The 18,325-nt window shown below is 66.8% G+C and carries 18 protein-coding genes; 7 read left to right on the forward strand and 11 right to left on the reverse strand.

Annotated elements, in window-relative coordinates:
* Positions 1–14: 14 nt before the first annotated feature.
* From cynS to A5695_RS03150, 6 genes are all read left to right on the forward strand, one after another.
* On the forward strand, positions 15–488 hold the full coding sequence (gene cynS, locus A5695_RS03125) for a cyanase (RefSeq protein ID WP_068077968.1): 474 nt from the start codon (positions 15–17) through the stop codon (positions 486–488).
* Positions 485–1,552 carry an acyl-CoA dehydrogenase family protein gene (locus A5695_RS03130; protein WP_068077970.1) on the forward strand — a complete coding sequence of 356 codons (1,068 nt, stop codon included), beginning with the start codon at positions 485–487 and terminating at the stop codon, positions 1,550–1,552. Before cynS ends, A5695_RS03130 begins: the two co-directional genes overlap by 4 nt.
* Before the next feature lie 10 nt (positions 1,553–1,562).
* Complete coding sequence (locus A5695_RS03135; protein WP_068077973.1) at positions 1,563–2,183, forward strand: RNA polymerase sigma factor; 621 nt, start codon at positions 1,563–1,565, stop codon at positions 2,181–2,183.
* The gene (locus tag A5695_RS03140) at positions 2,180–2,449 is read left to right on the forward strand and encodes a hypothetical protein (RefSeq protein WP_068077978.1); all 270 of its coding nucleotides are present in this window, start codon (positions 2,180–2,182) and stop codon (positions 2,447–2,449) included. The genes A5695_RS03135 and A5695_RS03140 overlap by 4 nt, the downstream gene beginning before the upstream one ends.
* On the forward strand, positions 2,446–3,357 hold the full coding sequence (locus A5695_RS03145) for a formate/nitrite transporter family protein (RefSeq protein ID WP_068077980.1): 912 nt from the start codon (positions 2,446–2,448) through the stop codon (positions 3,355–3,357). The genes A5695_RS03140 and A5695_RS03145 overlap by 4 nt, the downstream gene beginning before the upstream one ends.
* 137 nt (positions 3,358–3,494) lie before the next feature.
* Positions 3,495–4,385, forward strand: coding sequence for a universal stress protein (locus A5695_RS03150; protein WP_068077983.1), 891 nt, complete (start codon positions 3,495–3,497; stop codon positions 4,383–4,385).
* On the opposite strand, the gene A5695_RS03155 is transcribed toward A5695_RS03150, so the two are convergent.
* Genes A5695_RS03155 through A5695_RS03165 form a run of 3 tightly spaced genes read right to left on the reverse strand, consistent with a single transcriptional unit; the run spans position 4,277 to position 7,973 of the window.
* Positions 4,277–5,905 carry a bifunctional 3-(3-hydroxy-phenyl)propionate/3-hydroxycinnamic acid hydroxylase gene (locus A5695_RS03155; RefSeq protein WP_068077989.1) on the reverse strand — a complete coding sequence of 543 codons (1,629 nt, stop codon included), beginning with the start codon at positions 5,903–5,905 and terminating at the stop codon, positions 4,277–4,279. The two genes, A5695_RS03150 and A5695_RS03155, sit on opposite strands and share 109 nt — an antisense overlap.
* Entirely contained in the window at positions 5,902–6,852 is a 951-nt protein-coding gene (locus A5695_RS03160) for a fumarylacetoacetate hydrolase family protein (protein WP_068077994.1), read from the reverse strand. Before A5695_RS03160 ends, A5695_RS03155 begins: the two co-directional genes overlap by 4 nt.
* On the reverse strand, positions 6,849–7,973 hold the full coding sequence (locus A5695_RS03165; RefSeq protein WP_068077996.1) for a VOC family protein: 1,125 nt from the start codon (positions 7,971–7,973) through the stop codon (positions 6,849–6,851). The genes A5695_RS03160 and A5695_RS03165 overlap by 4 nt, the downstream gene beginning before the upstream one ends.
* Before the next feature lie 109 nt (positions 7,974–8,082).
* On the opposite strand from A5695_RS03165, the gene A5695_RS03170 reads away from it, so the two are divergent.
* Positions 8,083–8,718 carry a TetR/AcrR family transcriptional regulator gene (locus tag A5695_RS03170; RefSeq protein ID WP_156749442.1) on the forward strand — a complete coding sequence of 212 codons (636 nt, stop codon included), beginning with the start codon at positions 8,083–8,085 and terminating at the stop codon, positions 8,716–8,718.
* Here A5695_RS03170 and A5695_RS03175 read toward each other — a convergent pair.
* The 8 genes from A5695_RS03175 to A5695_RS03210 are packed head-to-tail and all read right to left on the reverse strand — an operon-like array spanning position 8,715 to position 18,285.
* The gene (locus A5695_RS03175) at positions 8,715–9,572 is read right to left on the reverse strand and encodes a pyridoxamine 5'-phosphate oxidase family protein (RefSeq protein WP_068078000.1); all 858 of its coding nucleotides are present in this window, start codon (positions 9,570–9,572) and stop codon (positions 8,715–8,717) included. The two genes, A5695_RS03170 and A5695_RS03175, sit on opposite strands and share 4 nt — an antisense overlap.
* Positions 9,573–9,631: 59 nt before the next feature.
* Positions 9,632–10,105 (reverse strand): type II toxin-antitoxin system Phd/YefM family antitoxin, encoded by a 474-nt coding sequence (locus tag A5695_RS03180; protein WP_068078003.1) that lies wholly within the window; start codon positions 10,103–10,105, stop codon positions 9,632–9,634.
* Positions 10,106–10,118: 13 nt separating this feature from the next.
* Entirely contained in the window at positions 10,119–11,675 is a 1,557-nt protein-coding gene (locus A5695_RS03185) for an MlaD family protein (RefSeq protein ID WP_068078006.1), read from the reverse strand.
* Complete coding sequence (locus tag A5695_RS03190; RefSeq protein ID WP_068078009.1) at positions 11,669–12,835, reverse strand: virulence factor Mce family protein; 1,167 nt, start codon at positions 12,833–12,835, stop codon at positions 11,669–11,671. The genes A5695_RS03185 and A5695_RS03190 overlap by 7 nt, the downstream gene beginning before the upstream one ends.
* The gene (locus tag A5695_RS03195) at positions 12,835–14,391 is read right to left on the reverse strand and encodes a virulence factor Mce family protein (protein WP_068078012.1); all 1,557 of its coding nucleotides are present in this window, start codon (positions 14,389–14,391) and stop codon (positions 12,835–12,837) included. Before A5695_RS03195 ends, A5695_RS03190 begins: the two co-directional genes overlap by 1 nt.
* On the reverse strand, positions 14,388–15,947 hold the full coding sequence (locus A5695_RS03200; RefSeq protein WP_068078156.1) for a virulence factor Mce family protein: 1,560 nt from the start codon (positions 15,945–15,947) through the stop codon (positions 14,388–14,390). The genes A5695_RS03195 and A5695_RS03200 overlap by 4 nt, the downstream gene beginning before the upstream one ends.
* Positions 15,944–16,984, reverse strand: a complete 1,041-nt coding sequence (locus A5695_RS03205; RefSeq protein WP_068078018.1) for a virulence factor Mce family protein — start codon at positions 16,982–16,984, stop codon at positions 15,944–15,946. Before A5695_RS03205 ends, A5695_RS03200 begins: the two co-directional genes overlap by 4 nt.
* On the reverse strand, positions 16,981–18,285 hold the full coding sequence (locus tag A5695_RS03210; RefSeq protein WP_068078024.1) for an MCE family protein: 1,305 nt from the start codon (positions 18,283–18,285) through the stop codon (positions 16,981–16,983). The genes A5695_RS03205 and A5695_RS03210 overlap by 4 nt, the downstream gene beginning before the upstream one ends.
* Between the last annotated feature and the right edge of the window lie 40 nt (positions 18,286–18,325).

The raw sequence follows: 18,325 nt of genomic DNA on the forward strand, positions 1-18,325 counted from the left end.
ACGGGAAGGCTGCTGTGGCAACTGCATTGACGAAGACCGATCTCGCCGAGGTCGTGAGGCGGGTCCGCGCCGCGCGGGGGTTGAGCTGGGCGAAAATCGCCGAGTCCATCGGCAAGGACCCCGTATGGACCGTGGCGGCGCTCCTCGGGCAGCACCCGCTGACCGCCGGTGACGCATCAACGGTCGCATCGCTGCTTGGCCTCGATGACGAGGCGGTCGCGGTGTTGCAACTGATGCCGTATCGGGGCGGCGATGCCAAAATGGCGACAGACCCGACGATCTACCGATTCCATGAGGCGCTGGCCGTCTACGGCCCCGCGATCAAGGAACTCATCCACGAGGAATTCGGTGACGGCATCATGAGCGCGATCAACTTTCAGCTGAGCGTGCGGAGGCGCCCACACCCCGACGGCGACAGAGTGGTCGTCACTTTCGACGGCAAGTTCCTCGACTACGCGTGGAAGCACTCGGCCCAGGAGGTCATATGACTGCGACGCTGAACCCGCCGGCCGGCCAATTGGATGTCGGACTGTTGGCGGACATCCGGGCCCACGCCGGGGCGCTGGACCGCGGCGATCATCACTCCCGCCGCAGCTTCACCGCCCTGGGTGCGGCCGGTCTGCTCGGGGTGGGAGCACCCGCCAACGCCGACGGCAGGCTCCCCGAGATGGCCGAGGTGGTCCGGCTGATCTCCGGGGAATGCATGAGCACCGGGTTCTCGCTGTGGGCCCACCGGATGGCGGTGGAATACTTGCTCACGGCCGCAACGCCTTTCAGTGCCGGCGCTGCCGAGCCACTCCTCGCCGGCACCACGCTGGGGGTGACCGCGATGGCATCGGCGTTCAAGGAGGCCGCGGGTTGCGGCAGCGTCGACTTGACGGCCACGCCGGTCGACAGTGGCTACCGGGTGTCCGGTCCGATCAGGTGGGCGAGCAACCTCTACCCCGATTCGACAATGGTGACCGCGGTGCGCACCGATGCCGGAGAGCGACTTATCGTGGCTCTGCCGCTGAACACGCCGGGCGTGGCGGTCGGCGACCACTTCGAGCTGCTGGCCATGGGCAGCACCGCCTCGTCCAACCTCAACCTGACCGACGCGTACGTCCCCTCGGCCCAAGTGTTGTCCGGCGATTTCGGGGGCTTCCTGCAAGCGGTCCGCCCGACGTTCCTGATCCTGCAGGCAGCCATGTGCCTGGGACTGACCAGGACCGCGGTGGAGCAGGCCAAAGACGGCCTCGGCGGCGTCAACGCGGTGTTCAGCGCCCAGGTCGACCACGTCGCCGAAAAGCTCGCCACCGCGGAGGCCAGACTTGCTGATCTGGCCGCGGCGGTGGGCGGGGACTCCTCGCCCACCAAGCGGGAGCTGTTGTCCCTGCGCCTTGCCGCGGCCGAATTATCCAGCGCCAGTGCGGATCTCGAGATCCGCACCGCCGGCGGCAAGGGGTATGCGAGCAGGACATCGGCAAGTCGCCGCTACCGGGAGGCGGCGTTCATCCCCGTCCAGTCGCCGTCCGAAGGGCAGTTGCGCTGGGAGCTGGCCGCATGCGGCTGAGTGCGAGACGATGGTGACCCCGGTGGCGGTGCCGCCGGGCGGCACCGAATCCGGACGGGTGGTCGGCGGCATTCCGCTGGTCAATCTGGTGCGCGACTTTCACCGGCCGATGGTCAATTTCGCCCGCACCATGGTGGATTCGCCGACGGTGGCGGAAGAGGCGGTGCAAGAGGCGTGGGTGCAGGTACTTCAGTCCGCGGATTCCTTCGAGGGCCGCTCGTCGGTCGGGACGTGGCTGTTCGGGATCGTCAAGAACACCGCCTCGCGGCACCGCCGCCGGGAATCCCGCATCCGTGACCACGAGGTGCTGTCGGCGGACGATGTCGATCCCTTGGCGGGTCGCATGCATCCCGCCGGCCATCCCGATGCCGGGCACTGGAGTCTCCCGCCGTCGGGCCGCTTCTTGCCGGAGGACCACACCGTGGAGAACGAGCTCGTCGGTTACGTCCGCACGGCGCTGGACGCGCTGCCGCAGCGGCAACGGCAACTGGTCATCCTGCGTGACATCGTAGGGACTTCGGCAGGAGAAGCGGCCGAACTCCTCGAGCTCACCGCCGAAGGCCAGCGCGCGCTGCTCTACCGCGCCCGCGGAAATCTTCGCAACGAATTGGAAAAGCGGTATCTGCGATGACCGTCCACGACAACACTGTCCCCGCCATCGACTGCGTCGACTTCGTCCGATTGGTCGATGAACTCGTCGATTCCGACCCCCGGCTGTGGGGCCCCATCGTCGCCAAGCACCTCGACGAGTGCCCCCCTTGCCTGGTCTACCTACAACAGATGCTCGATCTCAAGATTCTGCTCAGCCACGCCTTCGAGGGGGAGAGACTCAGCGAGGAGCACGTCTCGGGGGTCATCAACGCGATCAACGCTTTACGGAAAGGCCGACACCGATGACGATCAACGCGCAAGCGCCGCAACTGGATGGCGAGGCGCCGCCACCAAACCTCCTCGCGGGCTTCCCCTCTGACACCACGGCGAAGGTGCCAGACGATCCGTTCGAGCCGCTCAGCGTGGGCGGCATGGTGGACCGGGTGGCCGCCATGGCGGTCGAAAAGGCTACGCACCCGTGGGCGTTCCTGATGCGCTCACTGGTCGGCGGTGTAATGGTCGCGTTCGGAGCGCTGCTGGCACTGATGGTGAGCACCGGCGTCAAGACCCCGGGCGTCGCGAGTTTGTTGATGGGCCTGGCATTCGGCATGTCCTTCGTCCTGATCCTGGTCTCGGGCATGTCGCTGATCACCGCCGACATGGCCGCGGGATTTCTCGCCGTCCTCAACCGCGCCATGAGCGTCGGTAGCTATGCCTTTCTGGTTGTCGTGGGCCTCATCGGCAACGTGCTGGGTGCGCTGCTGTTCGTCACCGTCTGCGGCGCCGCTGGAGGCCCGTATCTGGGCGCCTTCGCCGAGCGGGCGGCCACCGTGGGCACGCAGAAGGCCGGCCAGCCGTTCTGGACCGCACTGCTCCTTGCCGTGGTGTGCACCTGGTTCCTACAGACCTCGATGTGCATGTTCTTCAAGGCTCGCAGCGACGTCGCCAGAATGACATTCGCGTTCTACGGGCCCTTCGCGTTCGTCGTCGGCGGTACCCAGCATGTGATCGCCAACGTCGGCTTCCTCGGCCTTCCTCTGCTGCTCAACCTGTTTCACCCGGCCGCGCCACGCGGAACGATCGGTTGGGGATTCGGCGACCACGGCTTGCTCACCAACCTCGGCGTCACCACCGTGGGCAATCTGATCGGGGGCACATTGTTTGTGGCGTTGCCGTTCTGGGTCATCGCGCAGTTGCAGCGCCGCCGCGTCTAAGCGGCTAGTGGCCATAGCGTTACCGGCGCCTTAACGCGCGCCGGTAATAGCCCTCCGTCCCGTTGGTTAGGGACTTAAGCCTCACGACCGATGCCGCCGCGGGTTAATAGCGTCGTTCGTGATGGAGGGAGAACGAAATGTCAACACCTGATCAAACACGCGGCATCGTCGTCGCGGTCGACGGCTCGGCGGCGTCGAATGCCGCCGCAAGCTGGGCCGCGCACGAGGCGGCCATGCGGAACGTTCCACTGACCGTCGTCCACGCGGTGACGACACCGACCGCCACCTGGCCGCCGGTGCCCTACCCCGACTCTCTAGCGGTGCAGCTGGAGGACGAGGGCAAGAAGGCGATCATGCACGCGGTCAAACTGGCCGAGGAGGCGCTGCCGGCAGACCGAAAGGTCACCATCCAGCGGGAACTGGTCTATTCCAGTCCGGCACTGGCCCTGATCAATCTGTCCGGCGAGGCAGAGATGATCGTCGTCGGCACGGCGGGGCGAGGATTGCTGGCCCGGAGCGTGCTCGGTTCGGTCAGTTCGACCGTGGTGCGGCACGCCCATTGTCCGGTCGCGGTCATCCATGCCGACGACCTGCCGGACATGCACAACGCTCCCGTCATCGTGGGAGTCGACGGCTCGCCGGCTTCCCAGCTCGCGATCGAGATCGCCTTCAACGAGGCCTCCCGTCGCGGTGTCGGTCTGACAGCCCTACACGCATGGAGTGACATCACGATAAGCGAACTCCCGCAAGCGGATTGGTCGTCGCTGGAAGCGGAGGCACACCGCAGCCTGGCCGAGAACCTGGCGGGTTGGCAGGAACGCTATCCCGACGTGAAGGTGCAGCGACTGGTCGTGCGTGACGAGCCGGCCAGACAGCTCGCCGAAAAGTCGGAAACCGCACAGCTCCTCGTCGTCGGCAGTCACGGGCGCGGCGGCCTGACCGGTGTGCTGTTGGGATCGGTGAGCAATGCGGTCCTGCACTCGGTGCGGACGCCGGTGATCGTCGCGCGACCTGGGGCATCCGACTGAACCGCGGCGGGGCGAAGGACGGTCGCCGTCCAGGCGCAGAGGGCGGCGAGGTCGCGTCCGGCGCGCGCCACCGTCCGGTCGGGGCGCACCAGCGCGGCGGTGACGCGCCCTCCCCGAAGCCATGCCTCTAGTGCGCTGCCGGGTTCGGCGACCAACACGCTGACTTCGCGCTGACGCAGCGCCGCCTCGTCGGCCGCACTGGGGCGGGCGGTGCTGATCACCGCGAAACCGGCGCCAAGGATGTCGTCCAGTCGTCGACCTTGGCCGTGCGGGGCATTCGGGCAGAGCGTGCCGCCGAGCCCGCGCGGTCGCCGGGATGTGCATACCAATGCCGAACGGTGCAGCGCCGGCGTCCTGGAGTCGACCACCTTGTCGCGTAGGCCCGGGATGAGCCGCAGTCTCGGCAACACCGCCCGGCGCGCCGCATTGCCCAGGCGACCGCCCCCGGTCATCGCCCAACCGACACCCAGCGCCAGCCGGATCATGGAACGGGTATGCGGTTTGCGTTCCAGCTCATAGCTTTCCAAGACTTCCGCTGCCAGTGTGCCGCGGTGGACCGCGGCGATTTTCCATGCGAGATTGTCCGCGTCGCGCAGTCCCGCTCCCATGCCCTGTCCGATGAACGGGGGAGTGAGGTGCGCCGCGTCACCGAGGATGAAGACGTTTCCACGGCGCCAGCGGTTGGCGATCTGCGCGCGGAACGTGTACTCGGCGACGCGCACCAGGGTCAGCTCGCCGACGGGCACGGTGCTGGTCCACGGGCTGATCAAGGGGCGCAACGAGTCCAGGGTGTCGAAGTCGTTCGCCGTCTCACCGGCCAGCAATTGGAACTCCCAGCGGTAGCGGGCCGGCCCGATTCGCATGTAGGTTCCGGCGCGTTGCGGATCGCACACCTGGTGGACCCCGTCCCATTGGCCCAGGTTCGCCTCGCTGGCGATGTCGACGACCAGCCAGCGTTGCTGAAAGCGCAAGTCCCGCATGGTGGAGCCGATGCGGGCACGCACCAGGCTGTTGGCGCCGTCGCAGCCCAGCAGGTAGTCGGCGTCGACCTGGTGAAGCCGACCGTCCGATCGGTCGGTGAACGTGACGCGGACGCGCGTTCCGTCCGTCACGACGTCGGTGACTTCGGCGTTCCCGCGCAGTTCGGCGTGGGGATGGCGGTCGAGGTTGGTCCGCAGCAGGCCCTCCAACTCCGGCTGGTCGAACATGTTGGCCTGCGGAAAACCGTGCACACTGTGCTCCGGGTCGCGGTTGAACTCGGCCAGGGTGCGCAACCGGCGGTCGACCAACCGCAAACCCAGCGTCGGCCGCGATATCGCGGCGAACTCGTCGGCCAGCCCGAGGCGCGCGATGATGCGATAGATCTCGTCATCCAGGTGGACGGCTCGCGGCTGGGGGTACACGCCGGGCCAGCGGTCGAGCACCAGGCAATGCACGCCGTACTGCGCCAGCCGTGTCGCCGCGGTGACGCCGGTCGGTCCGGCGCCGACGATGACGACGGGAACCCGCTGAATAGTCACGCGAATCGTACTGCGGTGCGCTGTGTTCCGAGATCGATCGCCCCGTCGTCGGTGGCCGCCGACGCCTCCACGACGTCACCGTCGTGCAGGTAATTGCGGTTGGCGGCCTGCCGCGAGAAGAACATCTTCCATTTGAGGGACGGCGGCAACAGGTTTCCTACGAACTGCACCGGCTTCGGCGGCGCGCTCAGCGCAGTGCCGGCCGGGGTGCCCGTGAGCACCAGGTCGCCCGGCGCGAGTTCCTGGAACTGGGTGAGGGACTGCAGCGCCTGCAGGGGCCGGTACAGCATGTCGCCCTCGACAAGCGCGTTCTGGCGTTCCTGGCCGTTCACGCTGAGCCGCAAACGCAGGTCACCGAAGCGCTTGAGTTCGTCGGCGGTGAGCAGCACCAGTTCCGGGCCGACGGGGGTGAACGTCGGATACGACTTGGCCTCGTAGAACTGGGTTTGGGGGAGCTGGATGTCGCGCGCGGAGACGTCGTTGGTGACCACCAACCCGGCGACGAAATCGCCGAGGTTGGCGTCGGAGATGGTGGTGCCGACCGGCACGGTGCGGCCGATCACCAGGCCGATCTCGACCTCATAGTCGAGCAGCCTGACGTGCGGGGGTTTGACGATGTCGTCGAACGGCCCGGTGATGGAGGCGGACGCCTTGCGGAAGAACGTGAGGGGGGTGGACGCCGGATCCATGCCCGCGTCTTTGACGTGCGACTCGTAGTTGGTCATCTGCGCTATCACTCGGCACGGCCGGGTCACCGGTGAGATCAGGGTGAGGGTGTCGAGGGCGACGGCTTCGGTTTTGGTTGCCGCACTCTCGATGGCCGTCCGGTCGGCCAGCAGCGCGGCGGTGCTGGTGGCGGCGGTGTCGATCTTGACGGCGCCCTCGGCGATTTTGAGCCACCAGGCGTGGCCGGTTCCAGAGGCGGTGTGCAGCACGGAGAGGGTCATGAGGTGGGAACTTTCAGTAGGCCGACTAGGCGGTTGAAATCGAATTCGTTGTGCGAGCGCAGGGCGGTGATCATCGAAACCAGTTCGCGTCGTGCCGACTTGGGGTCGGTTCCGAGGAAATCCCTGCTTGCCGGTGGCCCCCACTGGGCCAACCCGGATGCGGTGAAGGGCGCCCAGCCCGGCTCCAGCGTGTTGTCGAACAGGTCGCCATCGGTGAAGTGTTCGAACAAGTCGCCGTCGGGGTCGCGCCAGTAGTCGAAGATCTGACTGCCCTGGATGTGCCTGCCGATTCCCCAGGACCGGGAATAGCCTCGCGCGCCGAGGTATTCGCCGCCGGCGGCCAGCGCGTCGAGATCGCTGACCTGATACGCCGAGTGGACGTAACGGTTGGCCGGCCCCAAGGCCATCGCCAGGGTGTGATGGTCGGCGGGCATCGAGCCGCGGTCGCACCGGATGAAACTCATGGCTGGGCCGCGGTCCCGCTGGCCGGGGAAGTACAGGAAGTCGCTGACGATCATGCCGAGGTTGTCGAGGTACCAGTTCAGGGTCTCGAGGTACTTGGTCGACTGCACCACCAGGTGGCCCAGCCGCTCCACCCGGGCGGGCACCCGCGGGGGACGTTGGCCGGCGTTGGTGCGCCGCCCTTCGGGGCCGAAGTTGAAGACGTGGGCCCGTTGGCCGGGGAGGTCTGGGAGCTCGTGCATGCCGGCGACGACCCGAACCGACATGCCGCTCGGGTCGCACAAGTCGACCGACACCCCGCCGATCGCCTCCGGCAGCCGGCGCGTCGGCACACCGGCGTTGCCCGCCAGCCGGAGCACGTCGGCTTCGTCGCAGGCCCGAAACGCCGCGCCGGTGAACCGGCTTCGCCGGCCGCGACGCAGAATCACGCACGGAGCACCCGCCCGGGTGCCGCGCAACTGCACTTCGTTCGCGCCGTGCTGGGCAATGTGGAAGCCGAATGCCCGCGCGAACGCCTCCGCGCGCGTCAGGTCTGGGCGCTCGAACTCCAGCCACGCGATGTCGGCGACTTTGATCACGGGGTTGCCGGACCGCCCGGGATGCTCCCCGCGCAGCGCGCCCTGCTCGCTGTGCGCATCCGTATGTGCACTGTCGGTCATTTTCGTGGCCACCCCCAACTAACTGACGAAATCGTCACATACGAAAGAACCCTCAGTCAAGCCCCTGACGAAATCCTCATGACTGATGCATACTGCGGGGGTGAGTCCGATGGTGGAACCGGCCAACCGGCTGGAGCGGCGCAAGCAGCGCACCCGTGCGGCGCTGGTCAAGGCCGCACAGCAACTGATCGCCGAGGGCAAGGTGAACGTGCCGGTCCTGGAGATCACCCAGGCCGCCGACGTCGGCATGGGATCCTTCTACAACCATTTCGACAGCAAGGAGCAGCTGTTCGAGGCCGCGGTCGCCGACGTGCTCGACACCTATGGGGCGATGCTCGACCAGCTCACCGAGTCCATCGAGGACCCGGCGGAGATCTTCGCCACGAGTTTTCGGCTGACCGGCCGGCTGTTTCGTCGCCGCCCGCAAGAGAGTCGGATCCTGTTGGCCAACGGCCTGGAGCTGTTGTCGTCGGAACGTGGTTTAGCGCCGCGCGCCCTGCGTGACATCCAAGCCGGCGTAGCGGCCGGTCGGTTCGATGTCGAGGATCCCGAGTTGGCTCTTGCGATGGCCGGCGGTGCGCTGTTGGGGCTTGGAAACCTGTTGCGGTTCAACCCCGATCGAGACGACGCACGCGCGGCCGACCTCGTCACCGAGAACGTTTTGCGGCTGTTCGGGCTCAGCGCCGCCGAAGCGCGGGCGATCTGCCAACGGCCGCTGCCCCAGAACGGATTCCTCGAGGATTAGCGGTTCCCCACGGCGACCACCGCGCCGACCGAGAATGCGACGTTTCTGCCCACGCCGCCGTCGTCCCCGGGGGCGCCGGGCGTCGTCCACCGCACACGCGCGGTGCCGGCGACGTGCAAGCTGGCGCCCGTTTCGAAATCGAGGAACAGCAAAGCGGCCTCATCGTCGACGGCCAGGTTGCCATAGCTGTTGAACATGTTGTTGCCAGGAAAGTCCGGCCACCAGAGCTGGTCGGTGGCGTCGACTCGGACGAATCCGGGGGGGCCGCCGCGATGTGACGCGTCACTACCCCGGGTGGGATGGGTTGTGCCCAGAAAGAAGGTGTCGGACCTCGCGATCATCGCCTGATCGGACGGGTCCAGCGTGGCGCGCCTCGCGCGCAGTGGGGCGGGTGCGGCCAGCGTGGCGGTGTCGATGGCATGGTGGTGAATGTACTTGGGGCAGTTGCCGTATGACTGGTCGACACGGATGGTCAAGCCCGCGAGGTCCGAGCCGACGAGCTCGCCATTCACCCGCAGCCGGCGGCGGGTGGCGAAGTCGATGGCGATCAGTCCGATCTGCTGGCCGGCCGGGAGCTGGTGCAGCGGGTCGCCGTCGCGGGGGGAGGTCGACACTTGCAAGTCGTCGTCCTGGCCGCGGAGAAAACCCGGCGGGGCGGTCAACGGCGAGACCCATAGGACGCCGTCGTGGTCGCGTCCGGTGAGGGCGGCGAATCGCTGTGACGCGAGAAATCGTGCGGCGCCGCCGGACAGGCCCGGCGAGTCGAGCATGCCCTCGAGCCGCTTGGCCTCGGCCTCGACACCCGCTCGGCGCTGTGTTGCGGTCTCTCCTTCGTGGAAGCCCGTCACAGTCATGCCCCGGGTAACAACATGACCAGCGGAAAGCTTCCGGGCGTGTCCCCCCGGCGCCGTCCCTACGCGACGGAGGTGATGCGGGCTACCAGCTTTCCGCCGCGGATGACCTCGATCGTCTGCCCTGCCGCGACCTCATCGAAGTAGCGCCCCGCGCGCTTGCGGAGCTCGTCGAGCTCGATCCCGCCCCGGGGGTCCGCCGGAGCGTGGCAGCTCGCCGCGTCACCCGCGGACACGATCTGCGCCAATAGCCTGCCGCCCCGCACGACGTTTAGCGATTCCCCGGCCGCCACCCGGTCGAAGCACCGGCCGGCGCGAGTGCGCAGTTCGTCGAGGCCGACCCAACCACCGGCCTCGGGCCCGGTGGGTTTCACCGACCGCGCCGGGATTGGGGCAACCCGCCAGTCACCCACGGGCAGGATCCGCGCCACCAGCTTGCCGCGACGGATGACGTCGATCGCCTCCCCGGCGGCGACCCGCTCGAGATACGTGCAGGCGTTACTTCGAAGTTGGCCAAGGCCAATGGCTTCCGGCATGTCACTCCAATCTCTACCGGCCGGCCGGCGGCGCCAGCATGTCCTGCCAGCCGTCGTCTCCGGTCTTGCTCGAGTTTTCGATCGCGTACTTGACTCCATCGGGCCCCACCAGTTCGCCGCTCTGGGGGAGGTAGACCGCCGGGGGAGGGCCGCCGGGGGTGTAGACGCACGGATTTGGTTGCTGCCCATTGCAATTGACGGTGCCCGATCCCGGCCGTTGCAGCGGATCGCTGGTAGGTGGCGGCGTCCCCGCGACCCTGTCGGCAGGCGCCGGGTTCAGGCCGTTGTCGACCGACGGCGCGGGCATCACGAGCCCCGGTTTCACGGGCTGGTCGCAGCGCGCCGCCGGCGCCGGGCAGGTCACGATCTGGTTGGGATCGCCGTACCACGGGTTGGTGCCCAACGGGACGTACGGTTTGGGGTCGCGGCACTCCCGTGGCGTCGCGGCGCGTTTACCCGGGACGTCGACGCACGGGAGGTTGCGTGCGCCGCGCACGGCGTTGGAGGGGGTGTCCTGCGGGATTTTGCAATAGGTTCCGGACGGCATCGGCGCGAGGCTGGTGTCCGCGGGCGACCGCCACTCGGCTGCCGGGAGAAACCCGGTCAGACACGGTGGGGGCTGGTTGATCGTCAGCGAGGTGCCCAGTGACGCATATCCCGGGAAGGCGGACGTCACGGTCTGGCCCTCCGAGGCGCCTTGCGGGTAGGCGACCAGGAGTTGCTCCACGCCCTTGTGGTAGCGCTTGAGCATGTCCAGCACGATCTCGAGATTCGCCAGCGTCTGCGGCAGCGAGTCGCGGACGTCGCCGAACACCTCGTTGACCTGATCGGCGGTCGGCGCCGCCCGGGTCAGGATGCTGCGCACGTGCTGGTCGTTTTCCGCGCTCTGAGCGGCCAGGATGTTCAGGTTGTGCGACCAGCGCTCGATCGAGTCGCCGGAGTCGACCTGGCTGTCGATGACCGGCCCGGAGTTTTGGACGATGTCGTTGATGTCGGAGATGTTGGTTTTGAAGTCGCCGGCGATGGCCTGGGTCGCGTCAACCAGGCGTTGCAGCGCGGGGCCCAATCCGCCTACGGCTTGGGCTGTTTCGTCGAGCAGCGAGGCGATCTTGTCCTTCGGCAGCACGGCCAGCCCGCGGTTGGCCGCGTCCAGCGCCGGGCCGATCTCGGTGGGTATGGTCCCCTTCGTGATGGTCTGACCCGGGGAGAAGTATTGGCCCGGGTTACCCACCGACACCAGGTCCAGGTACTGCTCACCGACCGCCGACACCGAATGCACGTTCGCCGTCGCGTCGATCGGGATCCGGTAGCGGTCGCCAACGCTCATGGTCACCCGCGCGCCCGTCGCGGTCGGTTCGACAGCGGTGACCGTGCCGATGGTTTCACCGCGATAGGTCACGTTGGAGGTCTTGTAGAGCCCGCCCGACGCGGGCAGATCCGCCTTCAGCGTGTACTGCCCGATCCCCGCTGCGCTGGGAATCTGTAAGTAGTACCAGCCCAGCGCGACCGCGGTGATCGCGGTCAGGATGGCGAACGCGACCAGCTGGCGCTTGATGAAGCGGGTCAGCATTGCCGGTCCGCCCTTTCGACCAGCGGGCCGCCCGGAACGTCATTGGGGTTCGGCGTGTATCGGACGTCGGGGATCATCGTTTCGGGGTCGCGGCCCCACGATTGCTCGAGCGCGCGCAGCGCTCCGGAAAACCCGGTCCCCGTCAGGACCGCATTGTCGACGGCGCTCATGGTGAGGTCGAGCGTCAGCGACAGGTTGAAGTAGTCGCCGCGGAACGCCTTGGGCACGGCGTCGATGTCGAACGGCCGGACGAGGATCAGCTTGAGTGCGCGAATCAGGTACGGCGCCGCCCGGCCAAGTTCCCGCAGCGGACACTGCAGCGACAGCAGGTCCTGGTGGATGTCGCCCCGAGCGGCCGACAGGTATTGATCGGCAACGCCGCTGAGCCGCCCCGTCGCGTCGACCGCGTTGATCAGAAGATTCTGTTTATCGGCGAAATGTTTGAGCAGCGGCGGGAATTCGGTGAGAACCCGATCCAAGACGTCTGAGCGGGGACCCACATACGCCAGCAGCCGGTTGGTGGAATCGATGGCTCGGGTGATGTCGGCGCGCTGCTCGTCGAGCCGGGCGGTGAACGTGTCCAGCTTGCCGAGGAAGGCGCGGATCTGGTCGGCCCGCCCGTTCACGATGTTGTAGACCTCGTTCTGCAGCACTTCGAGGTTGGGGATGCCGCCCCCGTGCAGCACGATGGCGAGACTGGCCAGCGTCTGCTCGGTGGTGGGATAGGTGGACGCATTCTTCAGCGGGATGGTGTCGCCGTCCCGCAGCGGCTCCGGGGAGGGGTTGGGTGGCGCCGCCAGCTCAACGTGCTGGGAACCCAGCAGGCTGGTCTGGCCGATCTTGGCGGTGGCGTTCTTGGGCAGCTTGACGTTCTTGCCCAGCCGCAGCGTCAGTGTGGCGACCCAGTTCTTGAGTTCGATCGCGCGCACCGTGCCGACGAAGACATCGGCCACCCGCACCCGGCTGTTGTCGTTGAGGGCCAACGTGTCGGGCATCTGGACGTAGACGGTGTAGGAACCGGGCCCCGAGCCCGGGCCGCCGGGCATCGGCACATTGGCGATTCCGTGCCACTTCGCGCACGACGTCAGCACCGCCGCGGCGCTCAACACGGCGAGCCCTTTCCGGGCCTGGTGCCGGACACGAATTAGCAAGGCGCGCATTATGATCCCGCTTCCGTGCCGGCGGCCGCCGGCGTCGGCGCAACCGGGCCCGGGACCACGCCCGGCCCCGGCGGCGGTGGCGGGATCGGCACTTGCGGCGCCAGCAGGCCGATCGGTGGTACCACCGGGTTCTCGTCGTAGGCGTTCGGCGGTCCCGGCGGGGTCTGCAATCCCGCGGACGGCGGCGGGGCGTCTGGGCCGCCCATGAGTTCGGCCAGTGATTCGGGGGTCATCAGACCCCCGGTGGCCGGCCCCACCTGGGTGCCTTGCATCCCCGGCGCGGCCACCCAGCCGGGCTGGGTGTTGCGGTGCGAAAACGGGGTGTCGGGCACCCAGATCCCGGGCACCGTGGTGTCTTTGTATCCGTTGGGCGGTTGCAGCCGGGGCTCGGAGTAGGCGATTTCCTTGGGCAACGCCTCGGCGGTGCTGAATAGGTTCAGCCCGAACGGCGGGTAGTTGAACTTAATCGCATCCAGGATCGGCGCCAGATACTGCGCACACAGTTCGGCCGATTCCTGGTATCCCAACCGGCTGCCGGCTTGAATCATGCTGCACATGAACTGCATTGGGTTGGCGAAGTTCGGGATCGCCGGGATGGACATGACGGCACCGTGTGACGGGTGGTAGATCTGGCTGAGGTTCGTCTCGAGGGTCGGCAGGACGTGCAGGGCGGTCTCCAAGCCGTTCAGCGGGTCGGGCTGGACCAGCGTGGTGGTCAGGTTGGCGAGGTTGCCGATGTCGTGGGCGAGCACCTCGCGGTTCTTGTCCAAGAACGGGCGCAGCGTGGTGAGCAGGCTGTCGAACTGCTGGATCGCATTGGAGAGGTCGCGGTCGGACCCGGTCAACTTGTCAGTGAACTGGGCCAGGTTCTTGTTCAGCGCGACGAACTGCTGGTCGTCTTTGTGCAGGGCGTTGACGAACTGCGCCAGGCTGCGCACCACCGCGAAGAAGTCGCCGCGGCCCTCGTTCAACGCGGTGAGCGACCGCGACAGGCTGTTCAGTGTCGTGTTGATTTGCTTGCCCTTGCCGGACAATCCGTCCGCGAACGACTCGATGGCCTCACCGAACGGCCCCTTGGGTTGCTCGGGCGTCGGGCCGAGTTTGGAGATGATTTTGGCGACGCTTTCACGCAGTTCGTCCCACTCCGTGGGCATCTGCGTGCGCTCGATCGGGATCACCGCGTTGTTGCCCATCACCGGGCCACCCTTGTAGGGGGGCTCGAGCTGAATGCTCCGCGACGCCACCAGGGTTGGGTTGACGACCACGGCGGACGCGTTGGCGGGCACTTTGTAATTGTTGTCGTAGTGGAACGTCACCTTCATTTTGTCGCCAGCCGGCTCGATCTTGTCGACCGAGCCAACGCGCACGCCCATGATCTGGACCTTGTCCCCGGAATAGAGCGCGTTTGCCGTTGGCAGGTAAGCGATTACGGTGTTGGTGGTCAACTTCTGGTAGAGCCGCCAGCCGACGATCCCCGCGACCAGCGCCAGCAGCACCACCACCGCCCCGACGACCGTCCGGCGTTGCGGTCTGCGGATCTGGAATACGCTGCTCAATTCTGGCTACCTCCGGTGATACCGCTGCCCCCCGTGCCGCCCGGGTTGATGAACGGCGCCGGCAGCTGCTGTCCGGGTCCCGGTGGCGCCGCAGGCCCCGCCGGGAGCCCGGGAGCGAACGCCGACGGCGGTGCAGGGGGGCCCGCGGGTTGCAGGTTCTCGGTGCGCGCGCCCGGCGGGGCCTGGGTGGGCAGTGGCACGGGTACGCCAGGAACATCGGGGGGCGGGTCGCCCGGCCGCGCGGCGATCGGGATACCCGGCGTCGGTGGCATGCCGTTCGGGTTCGGCGGTGACGCCGCGACGTCGATCGGCGCCGGGAAGCTGCCGCCGAAGGCGCCGACGTCAACACCCGCGCAGGGCAACGGGTTCCACGGTCGTGGCAGCGCATCGGCCGGTGGCGTATACGAGCACGCCGTTCCCGGCGGCACGGCTGGTCCCGGATGTTCAGGGGTGCCTTCTAGCACCGGGGGTGCGGGCGGCGGCGCCCCGTTCGGGAACCGGGTGCCGTTGGGGTCGGGCCAACGGAACTCGGGAAGCCCCGCGCTGCGCCAGAAGTCCTCCGGATCGATGCCGCGCTTCTTGAAGGCGGCGTCGACGAACGGTTGCAAGATCCAGTACGGCAGCAGGTTGGACAGCACAATCTTGAAGTACGGTCCCGACGCGACCGATTCGCCCAGGGAGGCGGCGAATTGGCTGACATACGTGAGGGTTTGAGCCAGGTCCTCCTTGCGTTCCACCAGGACGTCACTGATGGCGCGCAACTGCTCCAGCACGGGATTGAGGTTCGGATTGTCGTTGATGAACCCCTGCACCTGGGCCGAGAAGGCGGAGATGTTCTGCAGTAACGTGCCGATGGCGCGGCTGCGTTCGTTGAACGCGACCAGCAGCGTCTTCGCGTTGACCAGCAGCCGGTTGATCTGTTCGCTGCGGTCACCGAGCACGCTGGCCACTTGATGGGCCGAAGCGAGTAGGTGCTTGACCTCTTCGTCGCGTTTACCGATCGTATCGGAGAATCTGGTCAGACCGTCGAGCGTGGCACTCAGATGCGGATAGGTCTGATCGATCGTCTGCGACAAGACATTCAGCGACTGCTTGACGGTGTCGATGTCCCAGCCGGTGGCGGCCTTGGTGACATCGAAGGCGGCGTCGTAGAGCTGATAGGGGGTGGTGCTTTGCCCCAGCGGTAACACGGCCCCCGGCCGCAACGTCTTCGTTCCGTGCGGCTCGATTTCGAGCACCTTCTTGCCGAGGATGGTGTCGGTCTTGATTGCGAGCCGGCTCTCGCTGCCAATTGTGTTGGCGCCGACGTTGAACTTGATCAGCACGTGGTCGCCGTCGATCTCGAACGACTCCACCTTGCCGACGTTCACGCCGGAGATGCGGACTTTGTCGCCCTTGTTCAGTTGGCCGGTGTCGGTGAACTGCCCGTAATAGCTGGGGCTGGCGAACATCATCGGGATGCTGGTGAAGCTTTGGCCGACGGCCACGACGAGCACCAGCACGGTGATGCCCATCAGCCCCACCCGGTTCCGGTTGAATTCCGTCAGCGTCCTCATTGCGGCGTGCACCTACCGGTGGGCTGCTGCCAGATCCGGACCGTGCGAACCGGGCCGCCGGGCTGCAATCCGTTCCACCTGATGCTGAGGTCGCACAGGTAGAAGTTCACCCAGTCTCCATAGAGGCCGATGCTGCGTCCGATCAGGTTGAGTGCGGTCGGCGTCTTGTGGATGAGATCGGCGAGCTGATCGCGTTGGTCGACGAGCGGCTGCTGCAGAGCCTGCAGGTAGTTGATGGCCTTGTGCAGCAGTGCACGGTTGTCCGCGAGGAGGTCGGCCACCGTTCCGGCCGCGTTGCTGATGTTCGCGGTCCCGGCCGCCAGCGGGTCGGCGTGGTTTCGCAGGCCGGTGATCAGTCTTTCGAAGTTGTCGACGGTCTGGTCGAACTCCTTGCGATGCCTGACCGTGGTGTCGAGCACGACGTTCAGGTTCTTGATCACCTCGCCGATCGCCCGGTCGCGTTCAGCGATGTGCGCGGTCAATTGCGCGGTCTGGTCCAGGATGTCGTTGATGGTGCCGCCCTGGCCCTGGAACACGGTGATGATCGCCGACGCGATGGTGTTGACCTTTTCCGGGTCGAGCGCGCGGAACAGCGGCTTGAAGCCACCGATCAGGGCGTCGAGATCGAGGGCGGGCGCCGTACGAGACAGGGGGATGAACCCGCCCGGCGGCAGCACCCTGTCACTGCCGTCGCCCTCGCCGCGCTTGAGCTCCAGGTAGCGGTCGGCGAACAGGTTGAGGTAACGGATCTGCGCGGTTGTCGACTGGTAGAGCGGTATCGAGCGGTCGACATTGAAGTCCACCACCACCCGCTGGCCGCCGTCGATCAGGCGCACCGCCTTGACCTTGCCGATCTCCACTCCCGCGGCGCGGACGAACTGGCCGTCTTTGAGCCCGGTGGCGTTCTTGAACTCCGCGGAATAGCTGTTGGTGCTGTTGAACCGCATCTGGGCGAACACCACCACGATCGACACGGTGATCAGCAACAGCACCAGCGAGACGATGCCGAGCTTGATAGCGGAGCCGGTGATTTTCATGGGTTGATCGTGTTGTCCCCGACTTGGCGGCCCCAGACGTACTCGATGGCGTACGGTGAGCCGGTTTCCAGATGGTTGTAGGGCGCGAGGCTGGCGCCGGTGTCGACCACCAGACTGGGCGCCGGCCACAGGTCATGGGTGATGGCCTGCCAGCAGCCGGGCGCCCCGCCCGGCCCGCCGCGGGCGTTCACGCGCGGCAGATTGTCCGGGTACACAAAGGGATTCGGCGCCCCGCCGACCAGCCCGGCCAGCGTCAGAAGGCCCATGGTGGCCGCGGTGCCGGCCAACCCCGGGAGCGTCAACATGCCTCCCAACCCCGACGTCAGCTCGGTCATGGTTCTCAGCGCATAGCCGTTGCCGCCGCCGGTGGTTGCATAGGCCGCCGGTTCTTCGTCGTAGTAGTTGCGGATGGTGCAAAAGATCTCGGGGCTGTAGGTGTCGAACAGCTGGGCGGTGGGCACCAGATCGGCCGCGCCGCGCTGCAGGTAGGGCCCGCCGCGTTTGAAAATGTCTTCGCCGGTGTTGCCCAGCCCCGCCGCGGACAACAACGCGGAATCCAGGTCGGCCTCCTGCCGGTGCACGGTGCGTGCCGTAACCACGGCGTTGTTCAGGGAGTCGAGCAGGTCCGGCGCCGCGGTGGCGTAGATGTCGCCCAGGGCCCCGAGCTGTCGGATGTCATGCCGGATCTGCGGCATTTGCGGGTTGAGGTCGTCGAGGATGGCGTTGGCGTTGACGATCGACTGCCCGAATTTGTCGCCCAACCCGGTCAACGCCTGCGCGGCCGCAGCCAGTGTCAGGTTGACCTTGACCGGATCCAGCTTCGCCGTGATCGACGTGAGCGTCTCGAACAGCGTATTGAACTCCGTTGTCACCGACCTCGCATCGATCACGTGCTGTGACGTGATACGTTGCGGTGTCGGCTTTTTCGGCGAGGTCAACGCCACATACTTGTTACCGAAAACCGTGGTCGCCTTGACATTGGCGTCCACGTTGGCCGGAATCAGGTCAATCCACTTCGGATTCACGTTCAAAACGAACTTGGCGGCCGGTGTGCCGTCACGCTCGATCTCCGAAATGCTGGCCACCCGGCCGATTTCCACGCCGTTGTAGGTGACCTTCGAACCCGGATCCATCACCAAGCCGGACCGGGGGGCCAACATCGTCAGCCGTGTCGTCGGCGTGAGCTGGCCCCGAAATTGCAACCACACGAACCCCAACACCACCGCCGAGACAATCAAGAACGCCAGCGCCGTCGTCCGGTACGGCGGAATGCGCTGCGGGTTCTCTTTTACGGAAGCCATGAGCGCCGCTCTCCCCCGCAAGCGGGAGGTGCCCCCACTG

The organism is Mycobacterium sp. E1747 (assembly GCF_001667775.1).
Taxonomy (GTDB): domain Bacteria; phylum Actinomycetota; class Actinomycetes; order Mycobacteriales; family Mycobacteriaceae; genus Mycobacterium.

What these genes read in the sequence shown, in the direction of transcription:
- A5695_RS03130 (WP_068077970.1), top strand. Translation starts at nt 485, where the DNA reads ATGACTGCGACGCTGAACCCGCCGGCCGGCCAATTGGATGTCGGACTG.
- A5695_RS03135 (WP_068077973.1), top strand. Translation starts at nt 1,563, where the DNA reads ATGGTGACCCCGGTGGCGGTGCCGCCGGGCGGCACCGAATCCGGACGG.
- A5695_RS03140 (WP_068077978.1), top strand. Translation starts at nt 2,180, where the DNA reads ATGACCGTCCACGACAACACTGTCCCCGCCATCGACTGCGTCGACTTC.
- A5695_RS03145 (WP_068077980.1), top strand. Translation starts at nt 2,446, where the DNA reads ATGACGATCAACGCGCAAGCGCCGCAACTGGATGGCGAGGCGCCGCCA.
- A5695_RS03150 (WP_068077983.1), top strand. Translation starts at nt 3,495, where the DNA reads ATGTCAACACCTGATCAAACACGCGGCATCGTCGTCGCGGTCGACGGC.
- A5695_RS03160 (WP_068077994.1), bottom strand. Translation starts at nt 6,852, where the DNA reads ATGACCCTCTCCGTGCTGCACACCGCCTCTGGAACCGGCCACGCCTGG.
- A5695_RS03165 (WP_068077996.1), bottom strand. Translation starts at nt 7,973, where the DNA reads ATGACCGACAGTGCACATACGGATGCGCACAGCGAGCAGGGCGCGCTG.
- A5695_RS03170 (WP_156749442.1), top strand. Translation starts at nt 8,083, where the DNA reads ATGGTGGAACCGGCCAACCGGCTGGAGCGGCGCAAGCAGCGCACCCGT.
- A5695_RS03175 (WP_068078000.1), bottom strand. Translation starts at nt 9,572, where the DNA reads ATGACTGTGACGGGCTTCCACGAAGGAGAGACCGCAACACAGCGCCGA.
- A5695_RS03180 (WP_068078003.1), bottom strand. Translation starts at nt 10,105, where the DNA reads ATGCCGGAAGCCATTGGCCTTGGCCAACTTCGAAGTAACGCCTGCACG.
- A5695_RS03185 (WP_068078006.1), bottom strand. Translation starts at nt 11,675, where the DNA reads ATGCTGACCCGCTTCATCAAGCGCCAGCTGGTCGCGTTCGCCATCCTG.
- A5695_RS03190 (WP_068078009.1), bottom strand. Translation starts at nt 12,835, where the DNA reads ATGCGCGCCTTGCTAATTCGTGTCCGGCACCAGGCCCGGAAAGGGCTC.
- A5695_RS03200 (WP_068078156.1), bottom strand. Translation starts at nt 15,947, where the DNA reads ATGAGGACGCTGACGGAATTCAACCGGAACCGGGTGGGGCTGATGGGC.
- A5695_RS03205 (WP_068078018.1), bottom strand. Translation starts at nt 16,984, where the DNA reads ATGAAAATCACCGGCTCCGCTATCAAGCTCGGCATCGTCTCGCTGGTG.
- A5695_RS03210 (WP_068078024.1), bottom strand. Translation starts at nt 18,285, where the DNA reads ATGGCTTCCGTAAAAGAGAACCCGCAGCGCATTCCGCCGTACCGGACG.